This is a genomic window from Mesorhizobium sp. M0244 (assembly GCF_040321795.1).
In the GTDB taxonomy this organism is placed as follows: Bacteria; Pseudomonadota; Alphaproteobacteria; order Rhizobiales; family Rhizobiaceae; genus Mesorhizobium.
Genome location: NZ_JAMYSE010000064.1, coordinates 1 through 24,881 on the forward strand (window position 1 = coordinate 1; position 24,881 = coordinate 24,881).

Here is a 24,881-nt window from a genome sequence, read left to right on the forward strand (position 1 = left end):
CACCCACGGCATCCGCGACACGGCGCCAGGTCGGCCGGTGTCGAAGCTGACCGGCGTTCGCGGCGAGGAATTCGGCCGTTTCGCGGCACCTGGGGCCAACGGCCTGGTCAACACCATGTCGCGCTCCGGGGGGCTCGTCATTCCCCCCGACAGACCGGCCGAATCCAGCCGCCGTATCCGTCGTTTTTCCGTCGGCAATCACGAGTTCGATGCCGGTTATTTCTATGAGAACCTCGCAGTCGAACCGGATGTCGAAATTATCGGGGTTTGGTCGAACCGCTACGCGGAGGGAATGCCTGCAATTACCTCCCGCGCGGTCGGCAAGGGCCGTGTGCTCTATGTCGGCACCTACTTGACTCCGGAACTGACAGCTCAGCTCGCGACCCGCACTTTCGCGGACGCGAATGTGGAGCCTCTGGTTCCGGATCTGCCGGACGGCGTCGAGGTCACGATGCGCGAGAATGACGAGCGCCGGCTGCTGTTCGTGCAAAACATCAAGGACACGCCGGTTGCGGTAACTGGCGTTCCCGCGGGCGGCAACCTGCTCGACGGCGAAAGGCCTGTCTCCGGAGTGCTGACGCTGGACGGCTATGGTTGCGCTATCATCGAATTGATCAGAGCATTGTCGCGGACGTAGCAATTCGACCGGCATCGGCAGCACGCCGGCCGGGATCGATCCATATCGAACCGGGCGCTTTGGACCGCGCTAGACACGGTTCGACGCGCTGCTGTTGCTCGCATCCGATGCCGGCGGCTACACTGCTGGTTTGACCATCGGAGCCGATGGCCCCCGTTTCATCCTTGTGAGCGCCATGAATTTCGACATTCCCGTCCGCACCGAGGCCTTTCGCAGCCGGATCGCCGACTTCATCGAGCGCGAAATCCTGCCGCTCGAAGCAGACAAGGCTTCCTATGATGGCCATGGCAACATCGCGCTGCCGCTGCTCGAAACGCTGCGGGGCAAGGCGAAAGCGGCCGGCCTGTGGTGCCTGCAGCTGAAAGCCGAGACCGGCGGGGCCGGGCTTTCCAAGATGGATATGGCCGTCTGCTACGAAGAGATGAACCGCTCGATCTTCGGTCCGGTCGTGTTCAATTCCGCGGCCCCCGACGACGGCAACATGATGGTGCTGGAAAGGCTGGGGACGCCGGAGCAGAAACAAAGATGGCTGAAGCCGATCGTCGAGGGCAAGGTGCGCTCGGCATTCGCAATGACGGAACCGCATCCGGGCGGCGGCTCGGATCCGTCGATGATCGTGACCAGAGCCGAGCGGCGCGGCGACAAATATGTCGTCAAAGGCCGCAAATGGTTCATCACCGGGGCGGAAGAGGCGAGCCATTTCATCCTCGTTGCGCGCACCTCGGACGATCCGCGTCGCGGGCTTTCGGCCTTGCTGTTTCACAAGGACCAGCCGGGCTGGCGGATCCTGCGGCGTATCGAGATCATGGGACCGGAAGAACATGGCGGCCATTGCGAGCTGGAATTCGACGGCCTGGAAGTCCCGGTCGAGGACGTGCTTGCCGGCGAAGGCAGCGGCCTCAGGGTTACCCAAGTCCGGCTCGGTCCGGCGCGGCTCACCCATTGCATGCGTTGGCTCGGACTTGCCAAGCGCTGTATCGAGATCGCGCGCGCCTATGCCGCCGAGCGCACCGGTTTCGGGCAGCTTCTGGCCGACAGGGAGAGCATCCAGCTGATGCTCGGCGACCTTGCCATGCGCATCGAGATCGGCCGCTTGCTGGTGATGAAGGCGGCCTGGGAACTCGATCGCGGCGGCTTTGCCCGCAAGGAGGTTTCGATGGCCAAGATCCAGGTCGCCAATGTGCTGCACGATGCCGCCGACGTGGCGATCCAGATCAATGGCGCCCGCGGCTATTCGAAAGACACGGTGCTTGAATGGATCTACCGCTATGCCCGCCAGGCTCGCCTGGTCGACGGCGCCGACGAGGTCCACAAGATGGTACTCAACCGCTTCCTCAACGAGGAAGGTGCAGGCTTCTGGCGCTGGCATGTCGAAGCCGGCACGCAAGACGAAACAGGTCGCGGCGAGAACGGCTGAGCCGGCATGAGAACGGATTTCGATCCAACGCGCCTGGAGGATTTTCTGAGAGCGCATTTTGGCGATGGTCAGATGGCGCTTGAGCGGATCGTCGGCGGCCAATCCAACCCGACCTACTTCGTCGACTACGGCGGCCGCCGCATGGTGCTGCGCAAGAAACCTTCGGGACCGATCCTGCGCGGCGCTCATGCCATCGATCGCGAATACCGGGTGATCGAAGCGCTAGCGGCGACAGACGTGCCGGTGCCGCGGCCGGTGCTCTTTCATGACGGCGACGAGCCGCTCGGCACGCCGTTCTATCTGATGCAGCGGCTCGACGGCAGGGTGTTCCACGATGGCGCGTTGCCGGGACTGGCGCGGGACGAGCGGCGCGGCATCTATTTCGGCATGGCCGAGGCGCTGGCAAAACTGCACGCCGTCCGGCCGGAAGAGATCGGGCTGGGCGACTATGGCCGTCCCGGGAACTATTTTGAACGGCAGATCGCGCGCTGGACCAGGCAGTTGCGGGAATCGCCGAGCGACCGCATCGCCGCGCTCGAAGCCGTAGCCGAATGGCTGCCGCGAAATCTTCCCCCAGACGACGGCCGCGTCTCGATCGCGCATGGCGACTTCCGTCTCGGCAATCTCATCTTTCATCCCGAGCGGCCCGAGGTAATCGGCATACTCGACTGGGAATTGTCGACGCTCGGCCATCCGCTTGCCGATCTCGGCTTCTGCTCGATGCCCTGGCACTCCTCAGCAGATGAATATGGCGGCATCCTCGGTCTCGATCAGGCAGCGCTCGGGATTCCGACACAGCGCGAATTCCTCGATCACTACTTCGCCCACGCCGTTCCCACGGCGCCGCTGCAGCGCTTCCATCTGGTGTTTGCCATGTTCCGCTTTGCCGTGATTTTCGTCGGCATTGCCGACCGGGTGCTGGCCGGCAGCGCGGTTGCGACCAATGCGGCAGATGTGGCGCCTCTCGCCCGCCGTTTTGCTGCACGCGCCATGGAAGTCATCGACGGCGCGCGGCCGTGGTGGCGCGAGGCTGGCAATCAGCCGAGCGAGTTGCAGCGATAACGCGGTTTAGTTCATGCGAACTTCCGGTTCCGCGAGCAGTGGAATCTCTAGGCCACGCCGCAAGCCGGTCGCCACGACCGACACCCTGAATTTTCCGGCGAGTGCCTTGTCGAAGATGGCGCCGACGATGATGTCGGCATCGCTGTCGACCTCCTCGCGGATGCGGGTAGCCGCCTCGTCGACCTCGAACAGCGTCATGTCCATGCCGCCCGATATCGAGACAAGGACGCCCTTGGCGCCCATCATCGAAGCTTCGTCGAGCAGCGGGTTGGCGATTGCCGCTTCCGCCGCCTTCTTGGCGCGGCCTTCTCCGGCGGCCTCGCCGGTCCCCATCATGGCGCGGCCCATGTCGCGCATCACCGACTTTACATCGGCGAAGTCGAGATTGATCAGGCCTTCCTTGACGATCAGATCGGTGATGCAGCCGACACCCGCATAGAGGACCCGGTCGGCCATGGCGAAGGCGTCGGCGAACGTGGTTCTGGCGTCGGCGATCCTGAACAGGTTCTGGTTGGGAATGACGATGACGGTATCGGCGCTTTCGCGCAGGCGCTCGATGCCCTCATCGGCAGCGTACATGCGGCGCCTGCCTTCGAAGACGAATGGCTTGGTGACAACGGCGACAGTCAGTATTCCGGCGGCCCGCGCTGCCTGCGCTATGACCGGCGCGGCACCTGTTCCGGTTCCACCTCCCATGCCGGCGGTCACGAAGCACATATGCGTTCCAGCAAGGTGGTCCATGATCTCGTCGATGGATTCCACGGCCGCGGCACGGCCGACCTCGGGCAGGGACCCGGCGCCCAGACCTTCGGTGATATGAGCGCCCAACTGGATCAGCCTCGTTGCCTTCGACATGGCAAGGGCCTGGGCATCGGTGTTGGCGACGATGAACTCCGCGCCCTGCAGGCCTTCGGCGATCATGTTGTTGACGGCGTTGCCGCCGCCGCCGCCGACCCCAACGACGGTGATCTTGGGCCTCATCTCCGAGATTACCGGCTTCGTCGCGGTGTTCATTGCCGTTCTCCCTGGATACGCCGAGTGGTCGCTGGAAGCTTGTCCCGGGCGCACTGCGAAAACTTTGAACCGGGCAGTGCGAATCAGGACAGCCCAGAATGCAGGGAATCAGAGCGCGGAGCGGGCTGCAAGTGCGCGATGTGCCTCATAGGCGACTTGCGCCTGAAAGTTCACGCAATGCGTCTTGATACTCGTTAATGCAGATCGTTGCCGTATGGCGCGTGTCGCCGGCACGCGCTACAACTTCGGCGCGAGGCGCTGCGCGACATGATCGGCAATCGCCAGGCAGGAGGTCAGGCCGGGGCTTTCGATGCCGAACAAATTGACCAGGCTATCCACGCCGTGCACCGCCACGTCCTGAATGACGAAGTCGGCATTGGCTTCGCCCGGACCGGACAGCTTTGGCCGGATACCGCTATAGGCGGGCTGCAGGCTGTCATCGGCCAGATCCGGCCAGTATTTGCGGATCTCGCTATAGAACCGCTCGCCACGAGCTGGATCGACGCGATAGTCGAGTTGATCGGTCCATTCGACGTCCGGCCCGAAGCGGGTGACGCCATCGAGGTCGAGCGTCAGATGAACACCGAGCCCGCCGGGTTCGGGCACCGGATAGACCAACCGCGAAAAAGGCGCCTGGCCAGCCACGGAAAAATAGTTGCCCTTGGCGTAACGCAGCCTTGGCACGAATTGCTGATCTAGCCCTTCAAGCGAGCGGGCAAGTGCGGTGGCGCCAAGCCCGGCGGCATTGACGAAGCGCGTGGTGGCGATCTCGAAGCGCTCGCCGCCGGTAGCGTCCACCGTGTCGAGCACGACGCGGCCCGCTTCGATGCGTCCGGAGGCGACGCGGGTGTTGAGGCTGAGTCCCGCCCCGTGCGCTTCGGCATCAGCCAGCAAGGCGAGCATCAGAGCGTGGCTGTCGATGATCCCGGTGGCGGGCGACAGCAGCGCCGCCGTGCACTTAAGGCTGGGCTCCAGCGCATGCGCCTCGGCTTCGCGCAAGCGCACCAGGTCGCCGGCGCCGCAAGCGCGTGCATTGGCCCGGATTGAGGCGAGCACCGGCTCCTGTTCGGCATTCGTGGCGACGATGAGCTTGCCGCAGCGCGAATGCGGAATCGCCCGCTCGTCGCAGTAGCGATAGAGCTTTTCCCGGCCGGCCACGCAGAACCGGGTCTTCAGCGATCCAACTGGATAGTGGATGCCGGCATGGATGACCTCGGAATTGCGCGAACTCGTTCCGGTGCCGATGGCGCTCTCGGCTTCCAGGACCAGCGTGTCGATGCCGCGCTGCGCCATCTCTCGCGCGATCGCCAGGCCAACAACGCCGGCGCCGGCGACAATGCAGTCGACATGGTCCACGGTTAGGTCAAGCCGAAGTTCTGCATGCGTCCATCCATCCGCTGGCCCTGTCGAAAGCGCTTGACACTATACCGTTCGAGAAAGATGCATCAAACGGCATAACGCACGGGGACCTGCTGAGCCGGACCGGCGGCAGGACTGTTCCGCGTGCAGCACAGGAGCCGTCATGGACGCAAGACCGAATTCACCCGAAGCCCGCGACATAAGCTTTCACATGCATGGCTATACGAATGCGCGCAAGCATCAGGAGTCGGGGCCGCTCGTCATCGAGAAGGGCGACGGCATCTATGTCGAGGACCGTGCCGGCAACCGCTATATCGAGGCGATGGCGGGGCTCTGGAGCGTTGCGGTCGGTTTTTCGGAGAAGCGGCTGGTCGATGCGGCAGTACGGCAAATGTCGAAGCTGCCTTACTATCACGATTTCGGCTCCAAATCGCATTCGCCGCTGATCGATCTCGCCGAGAGACTGGTGCAGATGGCGCCGGTGCCGATGAGCAAGGCGTATTTCACCAATTCCGGCTCCGAGGCCAACGATACGGCCATGAAGATGATCTGGTACCGGTCGAATGCGCTCGGCCAGCCGGCGCGCAAGAAGATCATCAGCCGCAAGAAGGGCTATCACGGCGTCACCATCGCCTCGGCAAGCCTGACCGGACTGCCCAACAACCACACTTCCTTTGACCTGCCGATTGCCAATGTGCTGCACACCTCGACGCCGCACCATTGGCGCGAGGCGCTGCCGGGTGAAAGCGAAGAGCTGTTTTCGACGCGGCTTGCCGACGAGCTGGAAAAGCTGATCCTCGCCGAAGGACCGGAAACCATCGCCGCCTTCTTCGGCGAACCAATCATGGGTGCTGGCGGCGTCATTGTTCCGCCTTCCGGCTACTGGGAGAAGATCCAGGCGGTGCTGTCGAAATACGATATCCTGCTCGTCGCCGACGAGGTGATCTGCGGCTTTGGCAGAACAGGTGAGATGTTCGGCTCGCAGACCTTCGGCATCAGGCCCGACATCATGGTGCTGTCGAAGCAGATTTCTTCGTCCTATTTGCCGATCTCGGCCTTGCTGATCAACGAGAAGGTATTCGAGCCGATCGCCGACGAAAGCAATCGTATCGGCACCTTCGGCCACGGCTTCACCGGCGGCGGTCATCCCGTTGCGGCAGCGGTCGCGCTCGAGAACCTGAAGCTGATCGAGGAGCGCGACCTTGTCGGCAACGCGCGCACGGTCGGTGCGCATATGCAGAAGCGGCTGCGCACGCTCGCGTCGCACCCGCTTGTCGGCGAGGTGCGTGGTGTCGGCCTGGTCGCAGCGGTCGAACTGGTCGGCGACAAGGCGAGCAAGGCGCCGGGGACGGCCGGGGCGCTGGGCGGGCTCGTCAACGCCTTCATGCAGCAGAACGGCGTCATCTCGCGCAACATGGGCGACGCGCTGGCTTTCTGCCCGCCGCTGATCATCACCGAGCCGCAGGTCGACCAAATGATCGACGCATTTGAACGATCGCTCGAGGCCGCCGCCAAGCAGGTCCGATCACAGAGCTGATCAGGTCAACGGCTATTCAGCGATCTCTACCGAATCCGGCACGACAACCAGCTTGCCGACGAAGTCCTTGGCGATGAAATCCGCTTGGGCGCGATGGAAATCGGAGAGCTTGTAGACGCCGCCGACCAGCGGCCGGATCTTTTGCTCCTCGATGTAGCGCACGATGCGGCGGAAGTCCGCCCGCGTTCCCTGGCTGGACCCATGCAGCTGCAACTGCTTGAGGTACATCGTGCGCAGATCGAGCTGCACGACCGGGCCGGCAATCGCGCCGGCCGTTGTGTAGCGGCCTTCGGGCCTCAAGATGCGCAGCAGGTCGTTGAAGATCGCGCCGCCGACGAGGTCGGCGACGACGTCGATCGGCTGGCCGCCGGTCGCCTGGTTGACTGCGGCCGGCAGATCGGCAACGCCACGGGTGATCACCGCCTCGGCGCCGATGTCTCGCACGGCCTGTTCCTTCCCCTTGCCGACGACCGCATAGGGAATGGCGCCGCGCGCCCGCGCCAGTTGCACGATGCCGGAGCCGACGCCGCCCGAGGCGCCGGTGACCAGCACCCGCTCGCCGGCTTTCAATGCGGCGCGTTCCAGCATCTGTTCACCGGTGAGATAGGCGCAGCAGAAGGTGGCGAGTTCGACGTCGCTCAGATCGGTGTCGACGAAATGGGCGTTCTCCGTCGGCACGGTTTGGTATTCGGCATAGCCGCCGTCACGGCCGTGGCCCATATAGTCGATGTCGGCGAGTGAATCGTCGTCGCGGTTGTAGATAGAGAAGTCGACCATCACCCGCTCGCCGATGCGAGCCGGCGAAACGCCGTCGCCGACGGCAACGATGTTGCCGACCGTGTCGGTACCCTGGATGCGTGGGAAAGTCAGCGTGTTGCCCTGACGACGCCAGGTCGACACCGCGGCGGCATCTTCCTCCGTGCCATAGGCGCCCTGGCGCACCCAGACGTCGGTGTTGTTCATGCCGCAAGCGGTGACCTTGACCAGCACTTCGCCCGGGGCGGGCGAGGGTACTTTGACGTCGGTGCGGTAGACGAGCTTTTCCGGTCCGCCATGGCCGGTCAGCAGCACGGCGGCCATGGTGGCGGGGAGGGTTTTGGTCATGGCATTCATGTCGGTTCTTCAGATGTTTGCAAACACGCTCTTCACCGCGTCGGCCGTCTTCGACACGACGATATCGGCCTCTTCCCGCGTCAGGCAGAGCGGCGGCGCGAAACCGAGAATGTCGCCCTGCGGCATGGCCCGGCCGATGACGCCGCTTGCCGCAAGGGCGGTTGCGATCTGCGGTCCGATCTTTTGCGAGGCGTCGAAGAACACGCGGTCGTCCTTGTCGGCTACGAACTCGATTGCCGCCAGCATGCCGTCGCCGCGCACCTCGCCGACATTTTTGTGACCACCGACGGCTTTCGTCAGCTCGGCGCGGAAATAGGCGCCGGTCTCGCCGGCGTTCCGCACCAGGTCCATCTCGTCGATCAGTTCCAGGTTGGCGACGCCGGCGGCCACGCAGATCGGATGCGCCGAATAGGTCCAGCCATGGCCGAGCGAGCCGAGCTTGTCTGAACCCTGCACCAGCACCTGCCAGACCTTGTCGGAGACGATGACGCCCGACAGCGGCGCATAGGCCGAGGTCAAGCCCTTGGCGATCGTGATCAGGTCGGGCCTGATGCCGTAATGGTCGGAGCCGAACATAGTGCCAAGCCGGCCAAAGCCGGTGACGACCTCGTCGGCGACCAGCAGCACGTCGTATTTCTTCAGCACCGCCTGGATCTTTTCCCAGTAGCCGGCCGGCGGCGGCACGATGCCGCCGGTGCCGAGGATCGGCTCGCCGATGAAGGCGGCGACCGTTTCCGGCCCTTCGGCGAGGATCATCTCCTCGAGCTTGTCGGCGCAGTATTGCGAAAACTGCTCTTCGCTCAGCGAGCGGTCGGCGCGGCGGAAATAGTAAGGTGCCTCGGTGTGCAGGACCGGCGCACGCGGCAGGTCGAAGGCGTTGTGGAACAGGTCGAGGCCGGTCAGCGATCCGGTCATGATGCCGGAGCCGTGATAGCCGCGCCAGCGCGAGATGATCTTCTTCTTCTCCGGCCGGCCAAGCACGTTGTTGTAGTACCAGATCAGCTTGATGTTGGTTTCGTTGGCGTCGGAACCGGAGAGGCCGAAATAAACCCTCGACATGCCTTGCGGGGCGCGGTCGATGATCATCTTGGAAAGCGTGATCGACGCCTCGGTGCCGTGCCCGACATAGGCGTGATAATAGGCGAGGTTCTTGGCCTGCGCGGCGATGGCGTCAGCGATCTTCTGGCGGCCATAGCCGACATTGACGCAATAGAGGCCGGCGAAAGCATCGATGCTCTTGCGCCCATTACTGTCCCAGATGGTGACGCCTTCGCCACCGGCGATCACGCGGGTCGGTGATTCACCCCGCGCGTGGGTGCCCATATGGGTCGAGGGATGGAAGAAGTGATCGCGATCCCAGGCGGCGAGTTCGTTGGACTGGTCGAGCATTTTTTTACTCCTAAGGAAAAGGTCGGGCGCGTCACGCCACGTCGAGGCAGAGATATTTGAGATCGGTAAAGGCTTCGAGCCCGTGACGCGAGCCCTCGCGGCCGATGCCGGACTGCTTGACGCCGCCGAAGGGGATCGGCGCGCCGGTGATCTTGACGCGGTTGATGGCGACCATGCCGTAGTCGAGCGCGCGGCCCATGCGCAATTGGCGGCCGCCATTCTCAGTCACGACATAGGCGACGAGGCCGTATTCGGTGGCATTGGCGCGGGCGGCGACTTCGTCTTCGCCGTCGAAAGGCGTCACCGCGGCGACCGGACCAAAGGTTTCCTCACGCATGATCAGGGCGTCGTCTCCAACGTCGGCAAGCAGGGTCGGCTGATAGAACAGCGGCCCGGTAGAATGGCGCTTGCCGCCTGTCAGGCAGCGCGCGCCTTTGGCAAGCGCATCGGCGACCTGCTCCTCAACCTTCTTGACGGCGCGTTCGTGCATCAAGGGTCCGATGTCGGTTTCATCAACCAGGCCATTGCCTGTCCGCAGCGCCTCGATGCGTTTGGCGAAAGCGGCACAGAACCGATCATATATCGGGCGCTGGACATAGATGCGGTTGGCGGCGAGACAGTCCTGGCCGGAAGTGGCGAATTTGGCGTCAATGGCTATGGTCACAGCCTTGTCGAGGTCGGCATCGGCAAAGACGATCAGCGGCGCATGGCCGCCAAGCTCCATCACCAGACGCTTCATCGTCGGCGCACTCTGCGCGGCAATCAGCCTGCCGATCTCGGTCGAGCCGGTGAAGCTCATGGCGCGGACGCGCGGGTCTTCGCACATCCGCCCGACGATGCTCGAAGCCTTGCCGGTGAGGACGTTGAACACGCCTGACGGAAGGCCGGCACGTTCGCCGAGTTCGGCCAGCGCCAGTGCCGAGAGCGGCGTTTCCGAGGAAGGATGCGCGACGATGGTGCAGCCCGCTGCAAGCGCGGCCGCCGCCTTGCGGGTCAGCATGGCCGCGGGAAAATTCCACGGCGTGACGACGCCGACGACGCCGAGCGGTTCGCGCCGCACCATCATCTCGGCGCCCGGCAAATGGCTGGTGACGCTTTCGGCGTTGAGGCGTTTGGCCTCCTCGGCATACCACTCGACGAAGGAAGCGGCGTAGTCGATTTCGCCTAGTGATTCCTTCAGCGGCTTGCCCTGTTCGAGCGTCATCAGCAGGGCTAGGTCATTTTTGGCGGCGACAATCAGATCGAACCATTTGCGCAATATTTTCGACCGTTCCTGCGGCAGCAATGAGCGCCAGGCGGGAAAGGCGCGCGATGCCGCATCAATCGCCGATGTCGTCTGCCGGACGTCGAGCGCGGCAACGAAAGCGACGGTGGATCCGGTGGCCGGATCGGTCACCTCGAAACTCTCAGCGGTCTCGCTCGCCGTCCAGTGGCCATCGACATAGGCGAGCTCACGCAGCAGCCGTCGGTCGGCGAGGCGATCAAGCGCTTCATGGCGCTGCGAGCGGGCAAAATGTGCGGACATCATCGGCTCCCGGTTCGGGTGATGCCGCAAGACTAGCTCTGCGCCGCAAACAGAGAGGCTGTTTCGGCGCCTGCACGTAGAGAGATTGTCTCTATCGCCCTGCCCAGCCAGACGATCTCTCCGGTATCAGGAGGACGCTTCGGTATCAGGAAGACGCCGGCAGCAGATCGGCGACCGGCAGGGCACTCTCCTCCTTCACCGTCTTGGTGACGATGTAGGTGAAATAGCGGTCGATGCCGATCTCGCGTTCGAGCAGAGTGTCGACCAACCGCTGATAGGCGTCGATGTCGCGCGCCATCACCTTCAGCAGGTAGTCGACACCGCCGCCGACAGACCAGCAGGCGACGATCTCGGGAACATCGCGGATGACCCGCTCGAAACGGTCGAAATCGGCCTGGCGGTGGCTGGCCAGCGTCACTTCCATCAGCACGGTGGCGACTGGAGCAATGGCACGCATGGCGATCCTGGCGTGATAGCCGGAGACAATGCCGGCCTTTTCCAGCTTGCGCAGCCGCGTCCAGCAAGGCGTCGGCGACAGGCCGACTTTCTCGGCCAGCGCCAGCTTGGTGATGCGGCCGTCGCGCTGGATAGCGTCGAGGATTTTCAGATCGATCGGATCGAGTTTCGCTGCAGCCATGATCGTCCACTTCTAGTTCCGGACACCATGACGGCGCATTATTTCGATTGTCAATTGCACTGATTTCGATCTCTAATAAGTCATGACATTTTGGCGACCAGATCCCGCTCTTATCCGGCGGCCGGCCTATCAATCGCTCGCCGACCAGTTCGCGCGCGCCATCCATGACGGGCGCCTGGCCAATGGCGTGCGGTTGCCGACGCACCGGCAGCTGGCCGACGATCTGAAACTTTCCGTGCAGACGGTCAGCCGTGCCTACGAGGAGCTGATCCGCCGCGGGCTGGTGTCCGGCGAGGTCGGCCGCGGCAGCTTCGTGCAGACGCAGCGCCGGGAGCCGGAGCCACCCTATCTGCCGGAGCGGCTGGGCGAGCTCATCGACCTCTCCATCCTGAAGCCGGTCTGCGAACCGATGCATCTGGAGCGGCTGAGGCAGGCGCTGGGCTGGCTCGCCGAAAACCTGCCGTCGAGCTCGGCGCTGTCGTTCAGGCCGAACATGGTGTTCCCGCGCCACCGCGTGGTGGGTGTCGAATGGCTGCGGCTCTGCGGCCTCGACGTGTCGTCGCAGAACATCAGCCTGACCAACGGCGCCACGGCCGGGATGACGGTGGCGCTGATGAGCGTAGCGCCGCCCGGTTCGACGGTCGCCACCGAAGCGATCGGCCATCACACGCTGATCCCGCTCGCCCGCTATCTCGGCTTCAACCTCGAGGGTTTGCCGATCGACGACAATGGCCTGATCCCGGAAGCGCTGGACGAGGCCTGCCGGCTTTCCGACATCCGCGCGGTGTTCGTGCAGCCCTCGGTAATCAACCCGACGGCGACGCTGATGGACGCCGCCCGGCGCGAACAGATTGCCGCCGTGGCGCGCAGGCATGACATCGCCATTATCGAAAACGACGTTCTCGGCCCGCTGGTCGAGGACCGGCCGCCGCCCGTCGCAGCGTTTGCGCCCGAGCGCACGCTCTACGTCACCAGCTTCACCAAGATCGTGGTGCCCGGCCTGCGCATCGGCTATCTCGCGGCGCCCGATCGTTATGTCGCTGCCGTCGCCAACCGCCACCTGGTCTCGAACTGGATGGCGACGCCGATGGTGGCGGAGATCGCCACCAAATGGGTGACTGACGGCACCGCGATGGAACTCGTCCGATGGCAGCGGCTGGCTTTGCGGCGGCGTCTGGCCATCGCCGCCGAGGTGCTTGCCGGAGTGGATTATCGGGCCCATCGCGACGGGCTGCATGTCTGGCTGCAGCTGCCCGATGACCGGGGCGAGGAAAGCTTTGTTTCCCAGGCTCGCCTGCAGGGCGTGGCGATCGCGCCCGGCACGTCCTTTCGCATTTCGCAGATGCCCTGGCATCCTGCCGTACGGATTTCGCTGGGCTCGACCACAGAGGGGGAACTGCGTGCCGGTCTCGGCGTTGTCACCAAGCTTCTGCTCGGCGATCCCGAGCATCTTCTGCTCGCGATCTAGGCAGCAACTGTCGGGGAATTCTGCGGAGTCCAAAATATTGTCATGATATTATTTTCTTGATTGACATGATTTGCCGCGATCCGCATCGTTAAGGCATAGCTTCTCCAGCACGGGAAATTCATTGTCGGCGCCCATCATCAAGATCGACGGCATTTCGAAAAGCTTCGGCACCTTCAAGGTGCTGGACGGCCTCTCGATGCAAGTCATGCCCGGCGAGAAGCTGGCGCTGATCGGCCCGTCGGGTTCGGGCAAAACGACGATCCTGCGCATCCTGATGACGCTCGAGCGCATTGACAGCGGCCACATCCAGGTCGACGGCGAGCAGCTGTACCACATGGAGCGTAACGGCCGGCTGTTGACGGCGGATGAGCGGCATTTGGCAAAGATGCGCCAGAAGATCGGCATGGTCTTCCAATTGTTCAATCTGTTTCCGCACAAATGCGTCATCGACAATGTGACGCTGGCACCGATGCTGACCAAAGGCATGCCGCGGGCCGCCGCCGAGAAGCGGGCGATGGAACTGCTCGACATGGTCGGCATGGTCGACAAGGCCAAAGCGATGCCGGCGCAGCTTTCCGGCGGACAGAAGCAGCGCGTCGCGATTGCCCGGGCGCTGGCGCTCTCGCCGAAGATCATGCTGTTCGACGAGGTCACCTCGGCGCTCGACCCGGAACTTGTCGACGAGGTGCTCAACGTCATGCGCAAGCTCGCCGCCGAGACCGACATGACCATGCTGCTGGTCACCCACGAGATGGGTTTCGCCCATGACTTCGCTGACCGGGTGCTGTTCTTCGATCGCGGCAGAATAGTCGAGGAGGGCAAGCCCGATGAGATTTTCCGCCATCCCAAACAGGAGCGCACGCAAGGCTTCCTGAAGAAGATCATTGCGGCCGGACATCGGGTCTGACCGCCATGCGAGGCGGCGACGCCTCAAGCAAACCAAGAAGACAGACAAACAAGGAGTTGGGAACAATGAAGAAATTTGCCATTTTGGCCGGCGTCGCCGGTATTGCACTGACGGCGGTGTTGGCCGCCTCGACGGCCGGCTCGGCCGATGACAGCAAGCTCGAGCAGCTCAAGGCGCAAGGCTTTGCCCGCGTCGCCATCGCCAACGAGCCGCCCTATACGGCGGTCGCTGCCGACGGCAAGGTTTCGGGTGCGGCGCCCGACGTTGCCCGTGAAATCTTCAAACGCCTTGGCGTCAACGATATCGTCGCCTCGATCTCGGAATATGGCGCGATGATCCCCGGCCTGCAGGCCGGCCGCTTCGACGTCGTCACCGCCGGCCTGTTCATGAAGCCGGAACGTTGCGCGGCGGTCGTGTATTCGGAGCCGGTGCTGTGCGACGCCGAGGCGATGCTGGTGAAGAAGGGCAACCCGAAGGGCTTCAAGAGCTATGAGGATGTCGCCAAGGACGCGAGCGCGACGATCGGCGCGCCGGGCGGCGGCACCGAAGAGAAGCTGGCGCTCACCGCCGGCGTGCCGCGCGAGCGCGTCATCGTTGTGCCGGACGGCCAGAGCGGCCTGAAGATGCTGCAGGACGGCCGCATCGATGCCTATTCGCTGCCGGTGCTGTCGATCAACGACCTGGTCAAGAAGGCCAATGATCCGAACCTCGAAGTCGTCGCGCCGGTGGTCGGCGCACCGGTCTATTGCGACGGCGCGGCATTCAAGAAGGGCGACGAGGCGCTGCGCGACGCCTATGACGTCGAACTGGCGAAGCTGAAGAAGTCCGGCGAGTTCGCCAAGATCATCGAGCCCTATGGCTTCTCGGCGGCGGCGGCGATGTCGACGACGCGCGACAAGCTCTGCTCGGCGAAGTAACCACCTCTTCCTTCTCCCTGTTCGCGGGGAGAAGGTGGCCCCAAGGGCCGAATGAGGGGCGACGCCAGCTTCTGACAAGTTGGCTCTGCCCCTCATCTGCCTGCCGGCATCTTCTCCCGTAGACGGGGAGAAGGACGCTGAAGCGAACGCCTTGCCAAATATTCAATGCGGAGCTTTTTCGATCCAATGACCCAATGGTCCGGCTATTTCGGCCTGATATTGCAAGGAGCGCTTGTCACCATCGAGCTGACGCTGATGGGGTCGGTGCTGGCCTTGATCATGGCCTTTCTTGCCGGACTGGGGCGGCTGTCGCGGTTTTTCGTGCTGCGCGCGCTGGCGACCGCCTATATCGAGTTCTTTCGCGGCACCTCGATCTTCGTGCAGCTGTTCTGGGCCTATTTCGTGCTGCCTTTGGCCGGCATTTCACTGACGCCGCTGCAGGCCGGCGTGCTGGCGCTGGGCCTCAATGTCGGCGCCTATGCAGCGGAAGTGGTACGTGGCGCCATCAAGTCGATCGGCCGCGAACAATATGAGGCCTGCACTGCGCTCAATCTCGGCCGCTGGCAAGGCATGCGCCATATCATCCTGCCGCAGGCGCTTTTGGTGATGCTGCCGACCTTCGGCAACAACGCCATTGAATTGCTCAAGGCCACCGCCGTCGTCTCGCTGATCTCGCTTGCCGACCTGACCTTCCAGGCGCAGGTGGTGCGCTCGCAGACCGGCAACACGCTGGTGCCGTTCAGCACCATCCTCGTCATCTATTTCGCCCTGGCGCTGCTCATCTCATGGGGCGTGCGGTCGCTGGAACGCCGCATGGCGCGTGGCCTGGACGGGGTGCGCGTCTGATGGATCGGGCCTCATAATGGAATGGGATTGGGATTTTGTCCGGCAGATCCTGCCGACGCTGATCGAGGGGGTGAAGATCACCATCCTGGCGACGCTGCTCGGCTCGGTGCTGGCGGCCGTCGTGGGGCTGGGCATCGCGTTGGCGCGCCGTTCGCCGAACAGGGCTCTGTCGCGCACCGTCGGTTTCCTTGCCGAGTTCATCCGTGGCACGCCGCTGTTGGTGCAGCTCTATTTCATCTTCTACGTGCTGCCGGATTTCGGCGTGCTGTTGCCGCCGCTGGTGGCGGGCGTGATCGGCCTCGGGCTGCATTACGGCACCTACACGGCCGAGGTCTACCGCGCCGGCATCGATAATGTGCCGCGCGGCCAATGGGAAGCGGCCAAGGCCTGCAATCTGAACGCCACGCAGACGTGGACGCACATCATCATTCCCCAGGCGATTCCGCCGATGATCCCGGCGCTTGCCAATTATTTCATTGCCATGTTCAAGGAGACGCCGCTGCTGTCGGCGATCACCGTGCTGGAACTGATGAACCAGGCCAAGAGCGTCGCCAACACCTATTATCGCTATATCGAACCGATCACGTTGGTCGGCGCCTTCTTCCTCGTCATCAGCCTGTTCTCGGTGGTGCTGCTGCGCTGGCTGGAACACCGCTATGGGCGGATCGAAAGATGATTGCTGCACCCGATATCCGCCTGCGCTCGGCCCGGCCGGCGCTCGATGCGCGTCCGCTGGAAAAGCGGGTCGGGCTGATCATCCTTGCCACCGACCATACGAGCGAACCGGATTTTCGCCGCATGGTGGCAAGCGACCGCATCGGCGTCTATGTCGCGCGTATTCCCTACGCCAACCCGACGACGCCCGAGAATTTGCGCAAGATGCAGCCGTCACTGACGGCGGGCGCGGGCCTCATCCTTCCCGACGAGCCGCTCGACGCGATCTGCTATTCCTGCACCTCGGCCTCCGTCGTGATTGGCGATGCCGAAATCGAGGCGGCGGTGCAGGCCGCGAAACCCGGCGCGCCGGTGGTCACGCCGCCGATGGCGGCGGTGCGCGGCCTGAAGGCGCTGGGCGCCAGGACAATCAGCATTCTCACCCCTTATACGGTCGAGACCAGCCGGCCGATGGCGGCCTATTTCGCGGCGCACGGTTTCGAGATCGCCAGCTTCACTTGCCTTGGCTTCGAGGACGACCGTGAGATGGCGCGGATATCGCCGAAGTCCTTGGTCGATCTGGCCCGCGAAGCGACTGATGCGCAAGCCGACGCGCTGTTCGTCTCCTGCACGGCGCTACGGTCGGCGGCAGCAGTGGTCGGCATGGAGGAAGCCATCGGCCGCCCCGTCGTCACCAGCAACCAGGCGACGGCCTGGAATTGCCTGCGGCTTTGCGGCGACGACGAGCCGCGGGCCGAATTCGGCCGCCTGATGACGCTGCCGTTGAACTGATTGATGAGCCATGACCGCTTCCCAGATAAGCCTCTCCGATATCCACGCCGCGCGCGAGCGCATCGCAGGCAAAGTCGAGCGTACGCCGACCGTCACTTCCCGAAGTCTTTCCTATCACTTGGGCGCGCCTGTTTATCTCAAGCTCGAACATCGGCAGACCACCGGCGCCTTCAAGTTGCGCGGTGCCTCGAATGCTATCGCTTCGCTGACACAAGGGGAGAAGGCGCGCGGTGTAGTCGCCGCCTCGACCGGCAATCACGGCCGGGCGCTTGCCTATGCCGCTCAACTGCAAGGCATCCACGCGACGATCTGCATGTCGCGGCTCGTGCCTGAGAACAAGCTCGAGGAGATCCGTCGGCTTGGCGCCGAGATCCGCATCGTCGGCAACAGCCAGGACGAGGCGCAGCAGGAAGTCGAACGGCTGGTCGCGGAAGAGGGGCTGATCATGCTGCCGCCTTTCGACCATCCTGCGATCGTCGCCGGGCAAGGGACACTTGGGCTGGAGATCATGGAACAAGTTGCGGACGCCGCTTTGGTGTTGGTGCCGCTGTCAGGCGGCGGGCTGGCGGCTGGCGTCGCTGCTGCCGTGAAGGGCGTCAGCCCGGCAACGAAGGTCGTCGGCGTTTCGATGGCGCGCGGTGCTGCGATGAAGGCAAGCCTCGATGCCGGGCATCCGGTGTTGGTCGAGGAACTTCCGACGTTGGCCGATTCACTCGGCGGCGGCATCGGCCTCGACAACCGGCTGACCTTCTCGATGTGTCGCGACCTGCTTGACGGCGTGATCCTGCTCAGCGAGGACGAGATCGCCGCCGGCATTCGTCATGCTTATGAGCAGGAGCGCGAGGTCGTCGAGGGCGCCGGCGCGGTCGGCATCGCGGCCGTGCTTGCCGGCAAGGTCAAAGCGAACGGCGCGACGGTGCTCGTTCTGTCCGGCCGCAATATTGACATGACACTGCACCGCAAGATCATCTGCGGCGAAGCAATTGCGGAGCACGCAGCATGAGCCGGATGACGATCCTCACCGAAGCTGAATTGCGCAAGATCGTGAAGCTCGATCTCGATGCCGTCGCCTGCGTCGAGAACGCATTTCGTGCACTCGCCACCTTGCCGGTGGCGATGCCGCCGATCCTACGGCTGGACATTCCAGAGCATCGTGGCGAGGTCGACGTCAAGACCGCCTATGTGCCGGGCATCGATGGTTTTGCGATCAAGATCAGTCCCGGCTTTTTCGACAATCCGAAGCTCGGCCTGCCCAGCGTCAACGGCATGATGGTGCTGCTGTCGGCGAAAACCGGTCTGGTCGAGGCGCTGCTGCTCGACAATGGCTATCTCACCGACATCCGCACCGCCGCCGCCGGTGCGGTCGCCGCCAAGCATCTGTCGCGGCCGGACTCCTCCGTCGCTGCGGTCTTCGGCGCCGGTGTTCAGGCCGGACTGCAGCTCGAGGCGCTGATGCTGGTGCGGCCGATCACCGAGGCCCGCATCTGGGCAAGGGATGCCGCCAAGGCCGAAGCGGCGGCAGATACGCTGCGCGAAAGGCTGGGCATTATCGTTCACGCCGAGCCCGACGCGGCAAAGGCAGCGGCCGATGCCGACATTATCGTCACCACGACGCCGTCGACCGAGCCGCTGATCAAGGCCGGCTTCGTCTCCGCCGGCCAGCACATCACCGCGATGGGGTCGGATGCCGAGCACAAGAACGAGATCGCGCCGGCGATCCTGCGCATGGCCGATCTCTACGTCGCCGACAGCGCCAAGCAGACGCGGCGCCTGGGCGAACTGCACCATGCCATCGCGGCGGGCGTGATGGCGGCCGATGCCGAGATCACCGAGCTCGGCCACATCATCGCCGGCGAAAGGCATGGCCGGCGTTCGGACAGCGACATCACCATCGCCGACCTGACCGGCACCGGCGTGCAGGACACGGCGATCGCCACGTTCGCCCGCGACCGTGCGCGGGCGGCCAAGAGCGGTACGATTTTCGAAAGCTGATGCTGGCCGCAAGGCCCAACAAACGAGGACCAAGAACAATGCAGCCGAATTTGAAATTCTCGCGCGGCGAATATGCGGACCGCCTCGCCAAGACGCGGAAGGCCATGGAGGCCAAGGGCGTCGATCTGCTGATCGTCAGCGATCCGTCCAACATGGCCTGGCTGACCGGCTATGACGGCTGGTCGTTCTATGTGCACCAGGCCGTTATCGTGCCGCCGTCGGGCGAGCCGGTGTGGTACGGGCGCGGCCAGGACGCCAACGGCGCCAAGCGCACCGCCTATCTCGCGCACGACAACATCGTCGGCTATGCCGACCACTATGTGCAGTCGACCGAGCGCCACCCGATGGATTTTCTGTCCAGCGTGCTCGCCGACCGCGGCTGGGGCAAGCTCAGCATCGGCGTCGAGATGGACAATTACTGGTTCTCGGCCGCTGCCTTCGCGTCGTTGCAGAAGCATTTACCCAACGCCCGCTTCGTCGACGCCACGGCACTGGTCAACTGGCAGCGCGCGGTGAAGAGCCCGACCGAAATCGACTATATGCGCAAAGCCGCCCGCATCGTCGAAGCGATGCACCAGCGCATCGTCGACAAGATCGAAGTCGGCATGCGCAAATGCGACCTGGTCGCCGAGATCTATGACGCCGGCACGCGCGGCGTCGATGGCATCGGCGGCGACTATCCGGCGATCGTGCCGCTGCTGCCGTCGGGCGCCGATGCGTCGGCGCCGCATCTGACTTGGGACGACAGGCCGATGAAATCGGGCGAAGGCACCTTCTTCGAGATTGCCGGCTGCTACAACCGTTACCATTGTCCGCTTTCCCGGACAGTGTTCCTTGGTAAACCGACGCTGGAATTCCTCGACGCCGAGAAGGCGACCCTGGAAGGCATGGAAGCGGGGCTTGCCGCCGCCAAACCCGGCAACACATGCGAGGACATCGCCAACGCGTTCTTCGTGGTGCTGAAGAGATACGGCATCGTCAAGGACAACCGCACCGGCTACCCGATCGGGCTTTCCTATCCGCCGGATTGGGGCGAACGCACCATGAGCCTGCGCCCCGGCGACCGTACCGAGCTCAAGCCCGGCATGACCTTCCATTTCATGACCGGCCTGTGGCTGGAGACGATGGGACTGGAGATCACCGAGTGCATCCTGATCACCGAAACGGGGGTCGAGTGCCTGGCCAATGTGCCGCGCAAGCTGGTGGTGAAGAATTGAGCCCGATGTCCAGCCTTCGCCCATCACCGATCACGCCGACCGTCGATTTCGAGCGCGACGGCGTGCAGCACGGTTTCCTGCGCCTGCCTTACAGCCGTGACGATTCGGCTTGGGGATCGGTGATGATCCCGGTCTGCGTCATCCGCAACGGCAACGGGCCGAGCGCATTGCTCACCGGCGGCAATCATGGCGACGAGTATGAGGGGCCGCTGGCGCTTTATGACCTCGCCCGCATGCTCGATCCGAGGCAAGTCAGCGGCACGGTCATCATCGTGCCGGCGATGAACTATCCGGCGTTCCGCGCCGGCACGCGCACCTCGCCTATCGACAAGGGCAATCTCAACCGCAGCTTTCCCGGCCGGCCCGACGGCACGGTGACCGAGAAGATCGCCGACTATTTCCAGCGCGAATTGCTGCCCCGTACAGACATCGCGCTCGATTTCCACTCCGGCGGCAAGACGCTCGATTTCGTGCCGTTCTGCGCCGCCCATATCCGGCCCGACAAGGCGCTGGAAGAGAAGGGGTTCGCGGCGGTAGAAGCGTTCTCCGCGCCTTGGTCGATGAAGATGCTGGAGATCGATGCAGTCGGCATGTTCGACACTGCCGCCGAGGAGATGGGCAAGCTGTTCATCACCACTGAGCTCGGCGGCGGTGGTACTTCCCGCGCGGAAACGGTGCGCATCGCCCGGCGCGGCGTGCTCAATGTGCTGCGCCATGCCGGCATCGTCGCCGGCGAGGTCGAAACGCGCCCGACCCGCTGGCTGGACATGCCGTCCGGCGATTGCTTTTTGTTCGCCGAGGACGACGGGATGATCGAGACGATGATCGATCTCGGCGAGCCGGTGGCAGAGAACCAGGTGCTGGCGCGGGTCCATTCCATAGGCCGCACCGGCGGCGCTCCGCAGGAGATCCGGGCCAAAATGTCCGGTCTATTGGCGGCTCGGCATTTCCCCGGATTGGTCAAGGCTGGCGACTGTGCTGCTGTGGTGGCGGTGCTGGTCTCTTGAGGGCTAGAGCGGGATGCGTTCAAATTTGAAGCGGGCATCCCTATCTGTTTGTTTTAGCCGCATTTCTGCGACGCCAAGTGATTCGCTTGGCTGCAAAATGCTCTAGAAGGCCGATGTCGGAACCGGCTCGGCCTTGCCCTTGGGGCGATCACCGATGGCAAAGACGGCGCTCGCCTCGCTGACGATTGAGACATGATCCTTGGCGGCTGTTCCGGCGGCCGCACTGTCGCCGCGCATGATTGCAGTAACGATGGCATCATGCTCCTGCCAGGACTGGGCCAGCCGGCCGGGCAGCATGAATTGCGCGCGCCGGAACGGCGCCAGGCGGCCGCGGGTCATGACTGTCAGTTCATAAATGTGCTTGCTGTGGGCGCCGCGATAGAGCCGGGTGTGGAACTCGGTGTTGAAAAGCTCATACTCTTCTTCGGCACCGAGCTGCACAAAGCGCGCCGAGGCCTGATGCTCTGCCTCGAGCGTGCGGCGCTCGCCGGCCGTCATGCGTTCGGCCGAAAAGCGCGCGCAGATCGCCTCAAGCTCGGCCATGCTCTCGAACATCGAGGCGAGATGCTCCTGCGTCACCACGGCGACAGTGGCGCCGCGGTTGGGCCGTCTTTCTACCAAGCCCATGGCGCTGAGCCGGCTGAGCGCCTCCCTGATCGGGGTACGTGAGACGTCGAAGCGGGCGGCGAGCGAGGCTTCGTCGAGCTTTTCGCCGGGGCGCAGGAAACCGGTCACGATCCGGTCACTGATCGCCCTCACCATCTGATCGACGGTCGTGCCCGACCTGATCAAATTGCGCTTTCCCGACACGTCTCCTCCGTCCAGTCTTTTCGCATGCAGCCGTGGGCCAGGCGGCTCATCGGCCGTTTCGACTCCGCCGCAACTCTGTATGCCTGTATTTTAGCCTGCATGTCAAACTGGTTATTTTAAAGGCAAAAAGTGTATGCAATTGCTCCGGCTTTGAGCAGGCCATGGTGATGTCTTCATTGATATCATTGATGAAATTCCGTTTATCAAACTGGCATGCTGATTGCATACACTTCTTCATTGAGGTGTTAACCGGCCCCCAAAGGCCCCACAGAGGGAGCATTCACATGACCGAGAGATTCATGCTTAGCCGCCGCGACCTGCTCAAGACTTCCGCCGCCGGAGCGGCGCTCGGCCTTGCGTCCGCATCGTTTCCGATCAGCAGGGCTTTTGCTGCGACGGCCACCGTCGGCTTCATCTATGTCGGGCCAAAGGACGATTACGGCTATAACCAGGCGCATGCCGAAGGCGCCGTCACGCTGAAGGGAATGGAGGGCATCTCCGTCGTCGAGGAGGAGAACGTGCCGGAGACGGTCGACGTCCAGAAGACGATGGAATCGATGATCAACCTCGACGGCGCGTCGCTGATCTTCCCGACCTCATTCGGCTATTTCGATCCACACATGCTCGCCATGTGTGCGAAATTCCCGGACGTGCAGTTCCGCCATTGCGGCGGCATGTGGAATAAGGACAAGCATCCGATGAATGCGGGTTCCTATTTCGGCTATATCGGCATGGGCCAGTATCTCAACGGCGTCGTCGCCGGTCACACCAGCAAGACCAAGAAGCTCGGCTTCGTCGCGGCAAAGCCGATCCCGCAGGTGTTGCTCAACATCAATTCCTTCCTGCTCGGCGCGCGCTCGGTCGACCCGACCATCGCTTGCCAGGTGATCTTCACCGGCGAGTGGTCGCTGGCGGTCAAGGAGGCGGAGGCCACCAATGCGCTGGTCGACCAAGGTGCCGACGTCATCACCTGCCATGTCGACAGCCCCAAGGTGGTGGTCGAGACGGCGGCCGGACGTGGCGCCTTCATCTGCGGCTATCATGCCAACCAGAGCCCGCTGGCGCCGGAAAAATACCTGACCGGCGCGGAATGGAACTGGGCCAAGGTCTACAAGATGTTCGTCGACGATCTGGTGGCCGGCACGCCGCTGCCCAATTTCACGCGCGGCGGCCTTGCCGACGGCTTCGTCAAGATGAGCCCGCTCGGCCCCGCCGTCGGCGATGCCGCCCGCAAGCAGTTCGACGGCACGCTTGCCGAAATGATGAAAGGCGGGTTTTCCGTCATCAAGGGTCCGTTGAAGAGCAACAAGGGCGTTGTTGTCGCGACCGAAGACCAGACCTTCGCCGAGACCGCGATCGAGCTCGAAAGCATGGACTACCTCGTCGAGGGCGTCGTCGGTTCGACCGCCTGAACCGGATCGGAGACGGGGCCATGGCAGACACGGTCAGCACTGCGGGCGCACCGGCGCTGTTTGGCGCCAAGAATTATCCGGCGGCGCTCGAATGGGTGGCGCGGCGGGCGGAAGCCTTCGTCATACCGCTCGCGGCACTGATCGTCGGCATGGCGCTGTTCAGCCTGTTCATTGCGCTGGTCGGCAAGTCGCCGGTGCAGCTCTATGAAACGATGTGGCGCGGCGGCTTCGGCTCGTGGTTCTCGATCCAGAATTCGCTGTCGCGGGCAGCGCCGCTTTTGCTGGCAGCGCTTTGCGTTGCGCTGCCGGCCCGGCTCGGCCTCGTCGTCATCGGCGGCGAAGGCGCGATCGTGCTGGGCGGCGTTGCCGCCGCCGCCATCGGCGTCGCAGTGAATGGCGCGCCGGCTTTTCTGGTCATCCTGCTGATGGGCGTGGCGGGCATGGTCGCCGGCGGCATCTGGATCGGCGCCGTCGGCGCGCTCCGCCACTACCGCGCCGTCAACGAAACCATCTCCAGCCTGCTGATGGCCTATATCGCCATCGCGCTGATGAATCATCTGGTCGAAGGACCGCTGCGCGATCCAGCCTCGCTCAACAAACCCTCGACTGAGCCGCTGGCGGATGCCTACCGCATCGGCAACATTCCAGGCATGGACGTGCACTGGGGCCTCGTCGTCGGCATCGTCGCCTGCGTCCTGTCCTGGCTGTTGATCGAAAAGACTCGCTGGGGGTTTGCCGCTCGCATTGCCGGCGGCAATGTCAGGGCGGCCCAGGTGCAAGGGCTTGCCGTCGGACCGCTGATCGTCGGCTTCACCGGGCTGGCCGGCGGCTTTGCCGGGTTAGCCGGCATGCTGGAAGTCGGCGCCGTGCAAGGCAGCGCCAACGCCTCGCTCGCCGCCGGCTACGGCTATACCGGCATCCTCGTCGCCTTCCTCGCCCGCCACAATCCGCTCGCCATCATCCCGGTCGCCGTCCTGCTCGGCGGCGTCGGCGCTTCCGGCGGGCTGATCCAGCGCCGCATGGACTTGCCCGATGCCACCGTGCTGGTGCTGCAAGGCATGCTCTTCGTCGTCATCCTGTTCAGCGAAACTTTTTACGGCCGCTTCAAGGTCTTCAATCCGGATCTGTGGAAGAGGCCCGATCTCTTGAAGGGGGCTACGTCATGAAGG

Annotated in this window: 23 protein-coding genes; 16 read left to right on the forward strand and 7 right to left on the reverse strand. The window is 63.8% G+C overall.

Annotated features, from left to right (window positions below):
• From NKJ08_RS27680 to NKJ08_RS27690, 3 genes are all read left to right on the forward strand, one after another.
• Positions 1–637 (forward strand): beta-galactosidase trimerization domain-containing protein (locus NKJ08_RS27680; protein ID WP_352784298.1); only part of this gene is annotated, 637 nt, incomplete at its 5' end.
• A gap of 175 nt (positions 638–812) precedes the next feature.
• Positions 813–2,054 (forward strand): acyl-CoA dehydrogenase family protein, encoded by a 1,242-nt coding sequence (locus tag NKJ08_RS27685; RefSeq protein WP_352524973.1) that lies wholly within the window; start codon positions 813–815, stop codon positions 2,052–2,054.
• 6 nt (positions 2,055–2,060) lie between these two features.
• Complete coding sequence (locus NKJ08_RS27690) at positions 2,061–3,116, forward strand: phosphotransferase family protein (RefSeq protein ID WP_352524903.1); 1,056 nt, start codon at positions 2,061–2,063, stop codon at positions 3,114–3,116.
• 6 nt (positions 3,117–3,122) lie between these two features.
• On the opposite strand, the gene ftsZ is transcribed toward NKJ08_RS27690, so the two are convergent.
• A complete protein-coding gene (gene ftsZ / locus NKJ08_RS27695) occupies positions 3,123–4,130 on the reverse strand; it encodes a cell division protein FtsZ (RefSeq protein ID WP_352524904.1) in 1,008 nt (335 codons plus the stop codon).
• Between the two features lie 237 nt (positions 4,131–4,367).
• Entirely contained in the window at positions 4,368–5,486 is a 1,119-nt protein-coding gene (locus NKJ08_RS27700) for an NAD(P)/FAD-dependent oxidoreductase (RefSeq protein ID WP_352524905.1), read from the reverse strand.
• A gap of 166 nt (positions 5,487–5,652) precedes the next feature.
• Between NKJ08_RS27700 and NKJ08_RS27705 the strand changes: the two genes are divergently transcribed.
• Positions 5,653–7,026, forward strand: a complete 1,374-nt coding sequence (locus NKJ08_RS27705) for an aspartate aminotransferase family protein (protein ID WP_352524906.1) — start codon at positions 5,653–5,655, stop codon at positions 7,024–7,026.
• A gap of 12 nt (positions 7,027–7,038) precedes the next feature.
• On the opposite strand, the gene NKJ08_RS27710 is transcribed toward NKJ08_RS27705, so the two are convergent.
• The 4 genes from NKJ08_RS27710 to NKJ08_RS27725 all read right to left on the reverse strand — a co-directional run bounded on the left by NKJ08_RS27710 (position 7,039) and on the right by NKJ08_RS27725 (position 11,690).
• Positions 7,039–8,139 carry an alcohol dehydrogenase family protein gene (locus tag NKJ08_RS27710; RefSeq protein ID WP_352524907.1) on the reverse strand — a complete coding sequence of 367 codons (1,101 nt, stop codon included), beginning with the start codon at positions 8,137–8,139 and terminating at the stop codon, positions 7,039–7,041.
• A gap of 9 nt (positions 8,140–8,148) precedes the next feature.
• The gene (locus NKJ08_RS27715) at positions 8,149–9,528 is read right to left on the reverse strand and encodes an aspartate aminotransferase family protein (RefSeq protein WP_352776912.1); all 1,380 of its coding nucleotides are present in this window, start codon (positions 9,526–9,528) and stop codon (positions 8,149–8,151) included.
• A 31-nt stretch (positions 9,529–9,559) separates the two neighbouring features.
• Complete coding sequence (locus NKJ08_RS27720; protein ID WP_352524975.1) at positions 9,560–11,053, reverse strand: NAD-dependent succinate-semialdehyde dehydrogenase; 1,494 nt, start codon at positions 11,051–11,053, stop codon at positions 9,560–9,562.
• A 145-nt stretch (positions 11,054–11,198) separates the two neighbouring features.
• The gene (locus NKJ08_RS27725; RefSeq protein ID WP_352524909.1) at positions 11,199–11,690 is read right to left on the reverse strand and encodes an Lrp/AsnC family transcriptional regulator; all 492 of its coding nucleotides are present in this window, start codon (positions 11,688–11,690) and stop codon (positions 11,199–11,201) included.
• 82 nt (positions 11,691–11,772) lie between these two features.
• Here NKJ08_RS27725 and ehuR point away from each other — a divergent pair, with 82 nt between their 5' ends.
• The 10 genes from ehuR (at position 11,773) to doeB (ending at position 21,490) form a co-directional block, all read left to right on the forward strand.
• On the forward strand, positions 11,773–13,158 hold the full coding sequence (ehuR, locus tag NKJ08_RS27730; protein ID WP_352524910.1) for a MocR-like ectoine utilization transcription factor EhuR: 1,386 nt from the start codon (positions 11,773–11,775) through the stop codon (positions 13,156–13,158).
• Positions 13,159–13,279: 121 nt separating this feature from the next.
• A complete protein-coding gene (gene ehuA / locus NKJ08_RS27735; RefSeq protein ID WP_352524912.1) occupies positions 13,280–14,065 on the forward strand; it encodes an ectoine/hydroxyectoine ABC transporter ATP-binding protein EhuA in 786 nt (261 codons plus the stop codon).
• A 65-nt stretch (positions 14,066–14,130) separates the two neighbouring features.
• Positions 14,131–14,982 carry an ectoine/hydroxyectoine ABC transporter substrate-binding protein EhuB gene (gene ehuB, locus NKJ08_RS27740; protein WP_352524913.1) on the forward strand — a complete coding sequence of 284 codons (852 nt, stop codon included), beginning with the start codon at positions 14,131–14,133 and terminating at the stop codon, positions 14,980–14,982.
• A 186-nt stretch (positions 14,983–15,168) separates the two neighbouring features.
• On the forward strand, positions 15,169–15,828 hold the full coding sequence (ehuC, locus tag NKJ08_RS27745) for an ectoine/hydroxyectoine ABC transporter permease subunit EhuC (RefSeq protein ID WP_352524915.1): 660 nt from the start codon (positions 15,169–15,171) through the stop codon (positions 15,826–15,828).
• Positions 15,829–15,844: 16 nt separating this feature from the next.
• Complete coding sequence (ehuD, locus tag NKJ08_RS27750; RefSeq protein WP_352524916.1) at positions 15,845–16,504, forward strand: ectoine/hydroxyectoine ABC transporter permease subunit EhuD; 660 nt, start codon at positions 15,845–15,847, stop codon at positions 16,502–16,504.
• A complete protein-coding gene (eutA, locus tag NKJ08_RS27755) occupies positions 16,501–17,274 on the forward strand; it encodes an ectoine utilization protein EutA (RefSeq protein WP_352524917.1) in 774 nt (257 codons plus the stop codon). Before ehuD ends, eutA begins: the two co-directional genes overlap by 4 nt.
• A 10-nt stretch (positions 17,275–17,284) precedes the next feature.
• Complete coding sequence (gene eutB, locus NKJ08_RS27760) at positions 17,285–18,277, forward strand: hydroxyectoine utilization dehydratase EutB (RefSeq protein WP_352776911.1); 993 nt, start codon at positions 17,285–17,287, stop codon at positions 18,275–18,277.
• Entirely contained in the window at positions 18,274–19,266 is a 993-nt protein-coding gene (locus tag NKJ08_RS27765) for a cyclodeaminase (protein WP_352524919.1), read from the forward strand. Before eutB ends, NKJ08_RS27765 begins: the two co-directional genes overlap by 4 nt.
• Before the next feature lie 38 nt (positions 19,267–19,304).
• Positions 19,305–20,483 (forward strand): ectoine hydrolase DoeA, encoded by a 1,179-nt coding sequence (gene doeA / locus NKJ08_RS27770; protein WP_352524920.1) that lies wholly within the window; start codon positions 19,305–19,307, stop codon positions 20,481–20,483.
• A gap of 5 nt (positions 20,484–20,488) precedes the next feature.
• Positions 20,489–21,490: a N(2)-acetyl-L-2,4-diaminobutanoate deacetylase DoeB gene (gene doeB / locus NKJ08_RS27775; RefSeq protein ID WP_352524921.1), complete on the forward strand. Its 1,002-nt coding sequence runs from the start codon at positions 20,489–20,491 to the stop codon at positions 21,488–21,490.
• A gap of 102 nt (positions 21,491–21,592) precedes the next feature.
• Here the strand turns inward: doeB and NKJ08_RS27780 are convergent, their stop codons facing one another.
• Complete coding sequence (locus tag NKJ08_RS27780; RefSeq protein ID WP_352524976.1) at positions 21,593–22,252, reverse strand: GntR family transcriptional regulator; 660 nt, start codon at positions 22,250–22,252, stop codon at positions 21,593–21,595.
• Positions 22,253–22,584: 332 nt separating this feature from the next.
• Here NKJ08_RS27780 and NKJ08_RS27785 point away from each other — a divergent pair, with 332 nt between their 5' ends.
• Both NKJ08_RS27785 and NKJ08_RS27790 read left to right on the forward strand, forming a co-directional pair.
• Positions 22,585–23,712, forward strand: a complete 1,128-nt coding sequence (locus NKJ08_RS27785) for a BMP family ABC transporter substrate-binding protein (RefSeq protein ID WP_352524922.1) — start codon at positions 22,585–22,587, stop codon at positions 23,710–23,712.
• A 20-nt stretch (positions 23,713–23,732) separates the two neighbouring features.
• Positions 23,733–24,878 carry an ABC transporter permease gene (locus NKJ08_RS27790; protein WP_352679161.1) on the forward strand — a complete coding sequence of 382 codons (1,146 nt, stop codon included), beginning with the start codon at positions 23,733–23,735 and terminating at the stop codon, positions 24,876–24,878.
• Positions 24,879–24,881: the final 3 nt, after the last annotated feature.

What these genes read in the sequence shown, in the direction of transcription:
- NKJ08_RS27685 (WP_352524973.1), top strand. Translation starts at nt 813, where the DNA reads ATGAATTTCGACATTCCCGTCCGCACCGAGGCCTTTCGCAGCCGGATC.
- NKJ08_RS27690 (WP_352524903.1), top strand. Translation starts at nt 2,061, where the DNA reads ATGAGAACGGATTTCGATCCAACGCGCCTGGAGGATTTTCTGAGAGCG.
- ftsZ (WP_352524904.1), bottom strand. Translation starts at nt 4,130, where the DNA reads ATGAACACCGCGACGAAGCCGGTAATCTCGGAGATGAGGCCCAAGATC.
- NKJ08_RS27705 (WP_352524906.1), top strand. Translation starts at nt 5,653, where the DNA reads ATGGACGCAAGACCGAATTCACCCGAAGCCCGCGACATAAGCTTTCAC.
- NKJ08_RS27710 (WP_352524907.1), bottom strand. Translation starts at nt 8,139, where the DNA reads ATGAATGCCATGACCAAAACCCTCCCCGCCACCATGGCCGCCGTGCTG.
- NKJ08_RS27715 (WP_352776912.1), bottom strand. Translation starts at nt 9,528, where the DNA reads ATGCTCGACCAGTCCAACGAACTCGCCGCCTGGGATCGCGATCACTTC.
- NKJ08_RS27720 (WP_352524975.1), bottom strand. Translation starts at nt 11,053, where the DNA reads ATGTCCGCACATTTTGCCCGCTCGCAGCGCCATGAAGCGCTTGATCGC.
- NKJ08_RS27725 (WP_352524909.1), bottom strand. Translation starts at nt 11,690, where the DNA reads ATGGCTGCAGCGAAACTCGATCCGATCGATCTGAAAATCCTCGACGCT.
- ehuR (WP_352524910.1), top strand. Translation starts at nt 11,773, where the DNA reads ATGACATTTTGGCGACCAGATCCCGCTCTTATCCGGCGGCCGGCCTAT.
- ehuB (WP_352524913.1), top strand. Translation starts at nt 14,131, where the DNA reads ATGAAGAAATTTGCCATTTTGGCCGGCGTCGCCGGTATTGCACTGACG.
- ehuC (WP_352524915.1), top strand. Translation starts at nt 15,169, where the DNA reads ATGACCCAATGGTCCGGCTATTTCGGCCTGATATTGCAAGGAGCGCTT.
- ehuD (WP_352524916.1), top strand. Translation starts at nt 15,845, where the DNA reads ATGGAATGGGATTGGGATTTTGTCCGGCAGATCCTGCCGACGCTGATC.
- eutA (WP_352524917.1), top strand. Translation starts at nt 16,501, where the DNA reads ATGATTGCTGCACCCGATATCCGCCTGCGCTCGGCCCGGCCGGCGCTC.
- eutB (WP_352776911.1), top strand. Translation starts at nt 17,285, where the DNA reads ATGACCGCTTCCCAGATAAGCCTCTCCGATATCCACGCCGCGCGCGAG.
- NKJ08_RS27765 (WP_352524919.1), top strand. Translation starts at nt 18,274, where the DNA reads ATGAGCCGGATGACGATCCTCACCGAAGCTGAATTGCGCAAGATCGTG.
- doeA (WP_352524920.1), top strand. Translation starts at nt 19,305, where the DNA reads ATGCAGCCGAATTTGAAATTCTCGCGCGGCGAATATGCGGACCGCCTC.
- doeB (WP_352524921.1), top strand. Translation starts at nt 20,489, where the DNA reads ATGTCCAGCCTTCGCCCATCACCGATCACGCCGACCGTCGATTTCGAG.
- NKJ08_RS27780 (WP_352524976.1), bottom strand. Translation starts at nt 22,252, where the DNA reads ATGGTGAGGGCGATCAGTGACCGGATCGTGACCGGTTTCCTGCGCCCC.
- NKJ08_RS27785 (WP_352524922.1), top strand. Translation starts at nt 22,585, where the DNA reads ATGACCGAGAGATTCATGCTTAGCCGCCGCGACCTGCTCAAGACTTCC.
- NKJ08_RS27790 (WP_352679161.1), top strand. Translation starts at nt 23,733, where the DNA reads ATGGCAGACACGGTCAGCACTGCGGGCGCACCGGCGCTGTTTGGCGCC.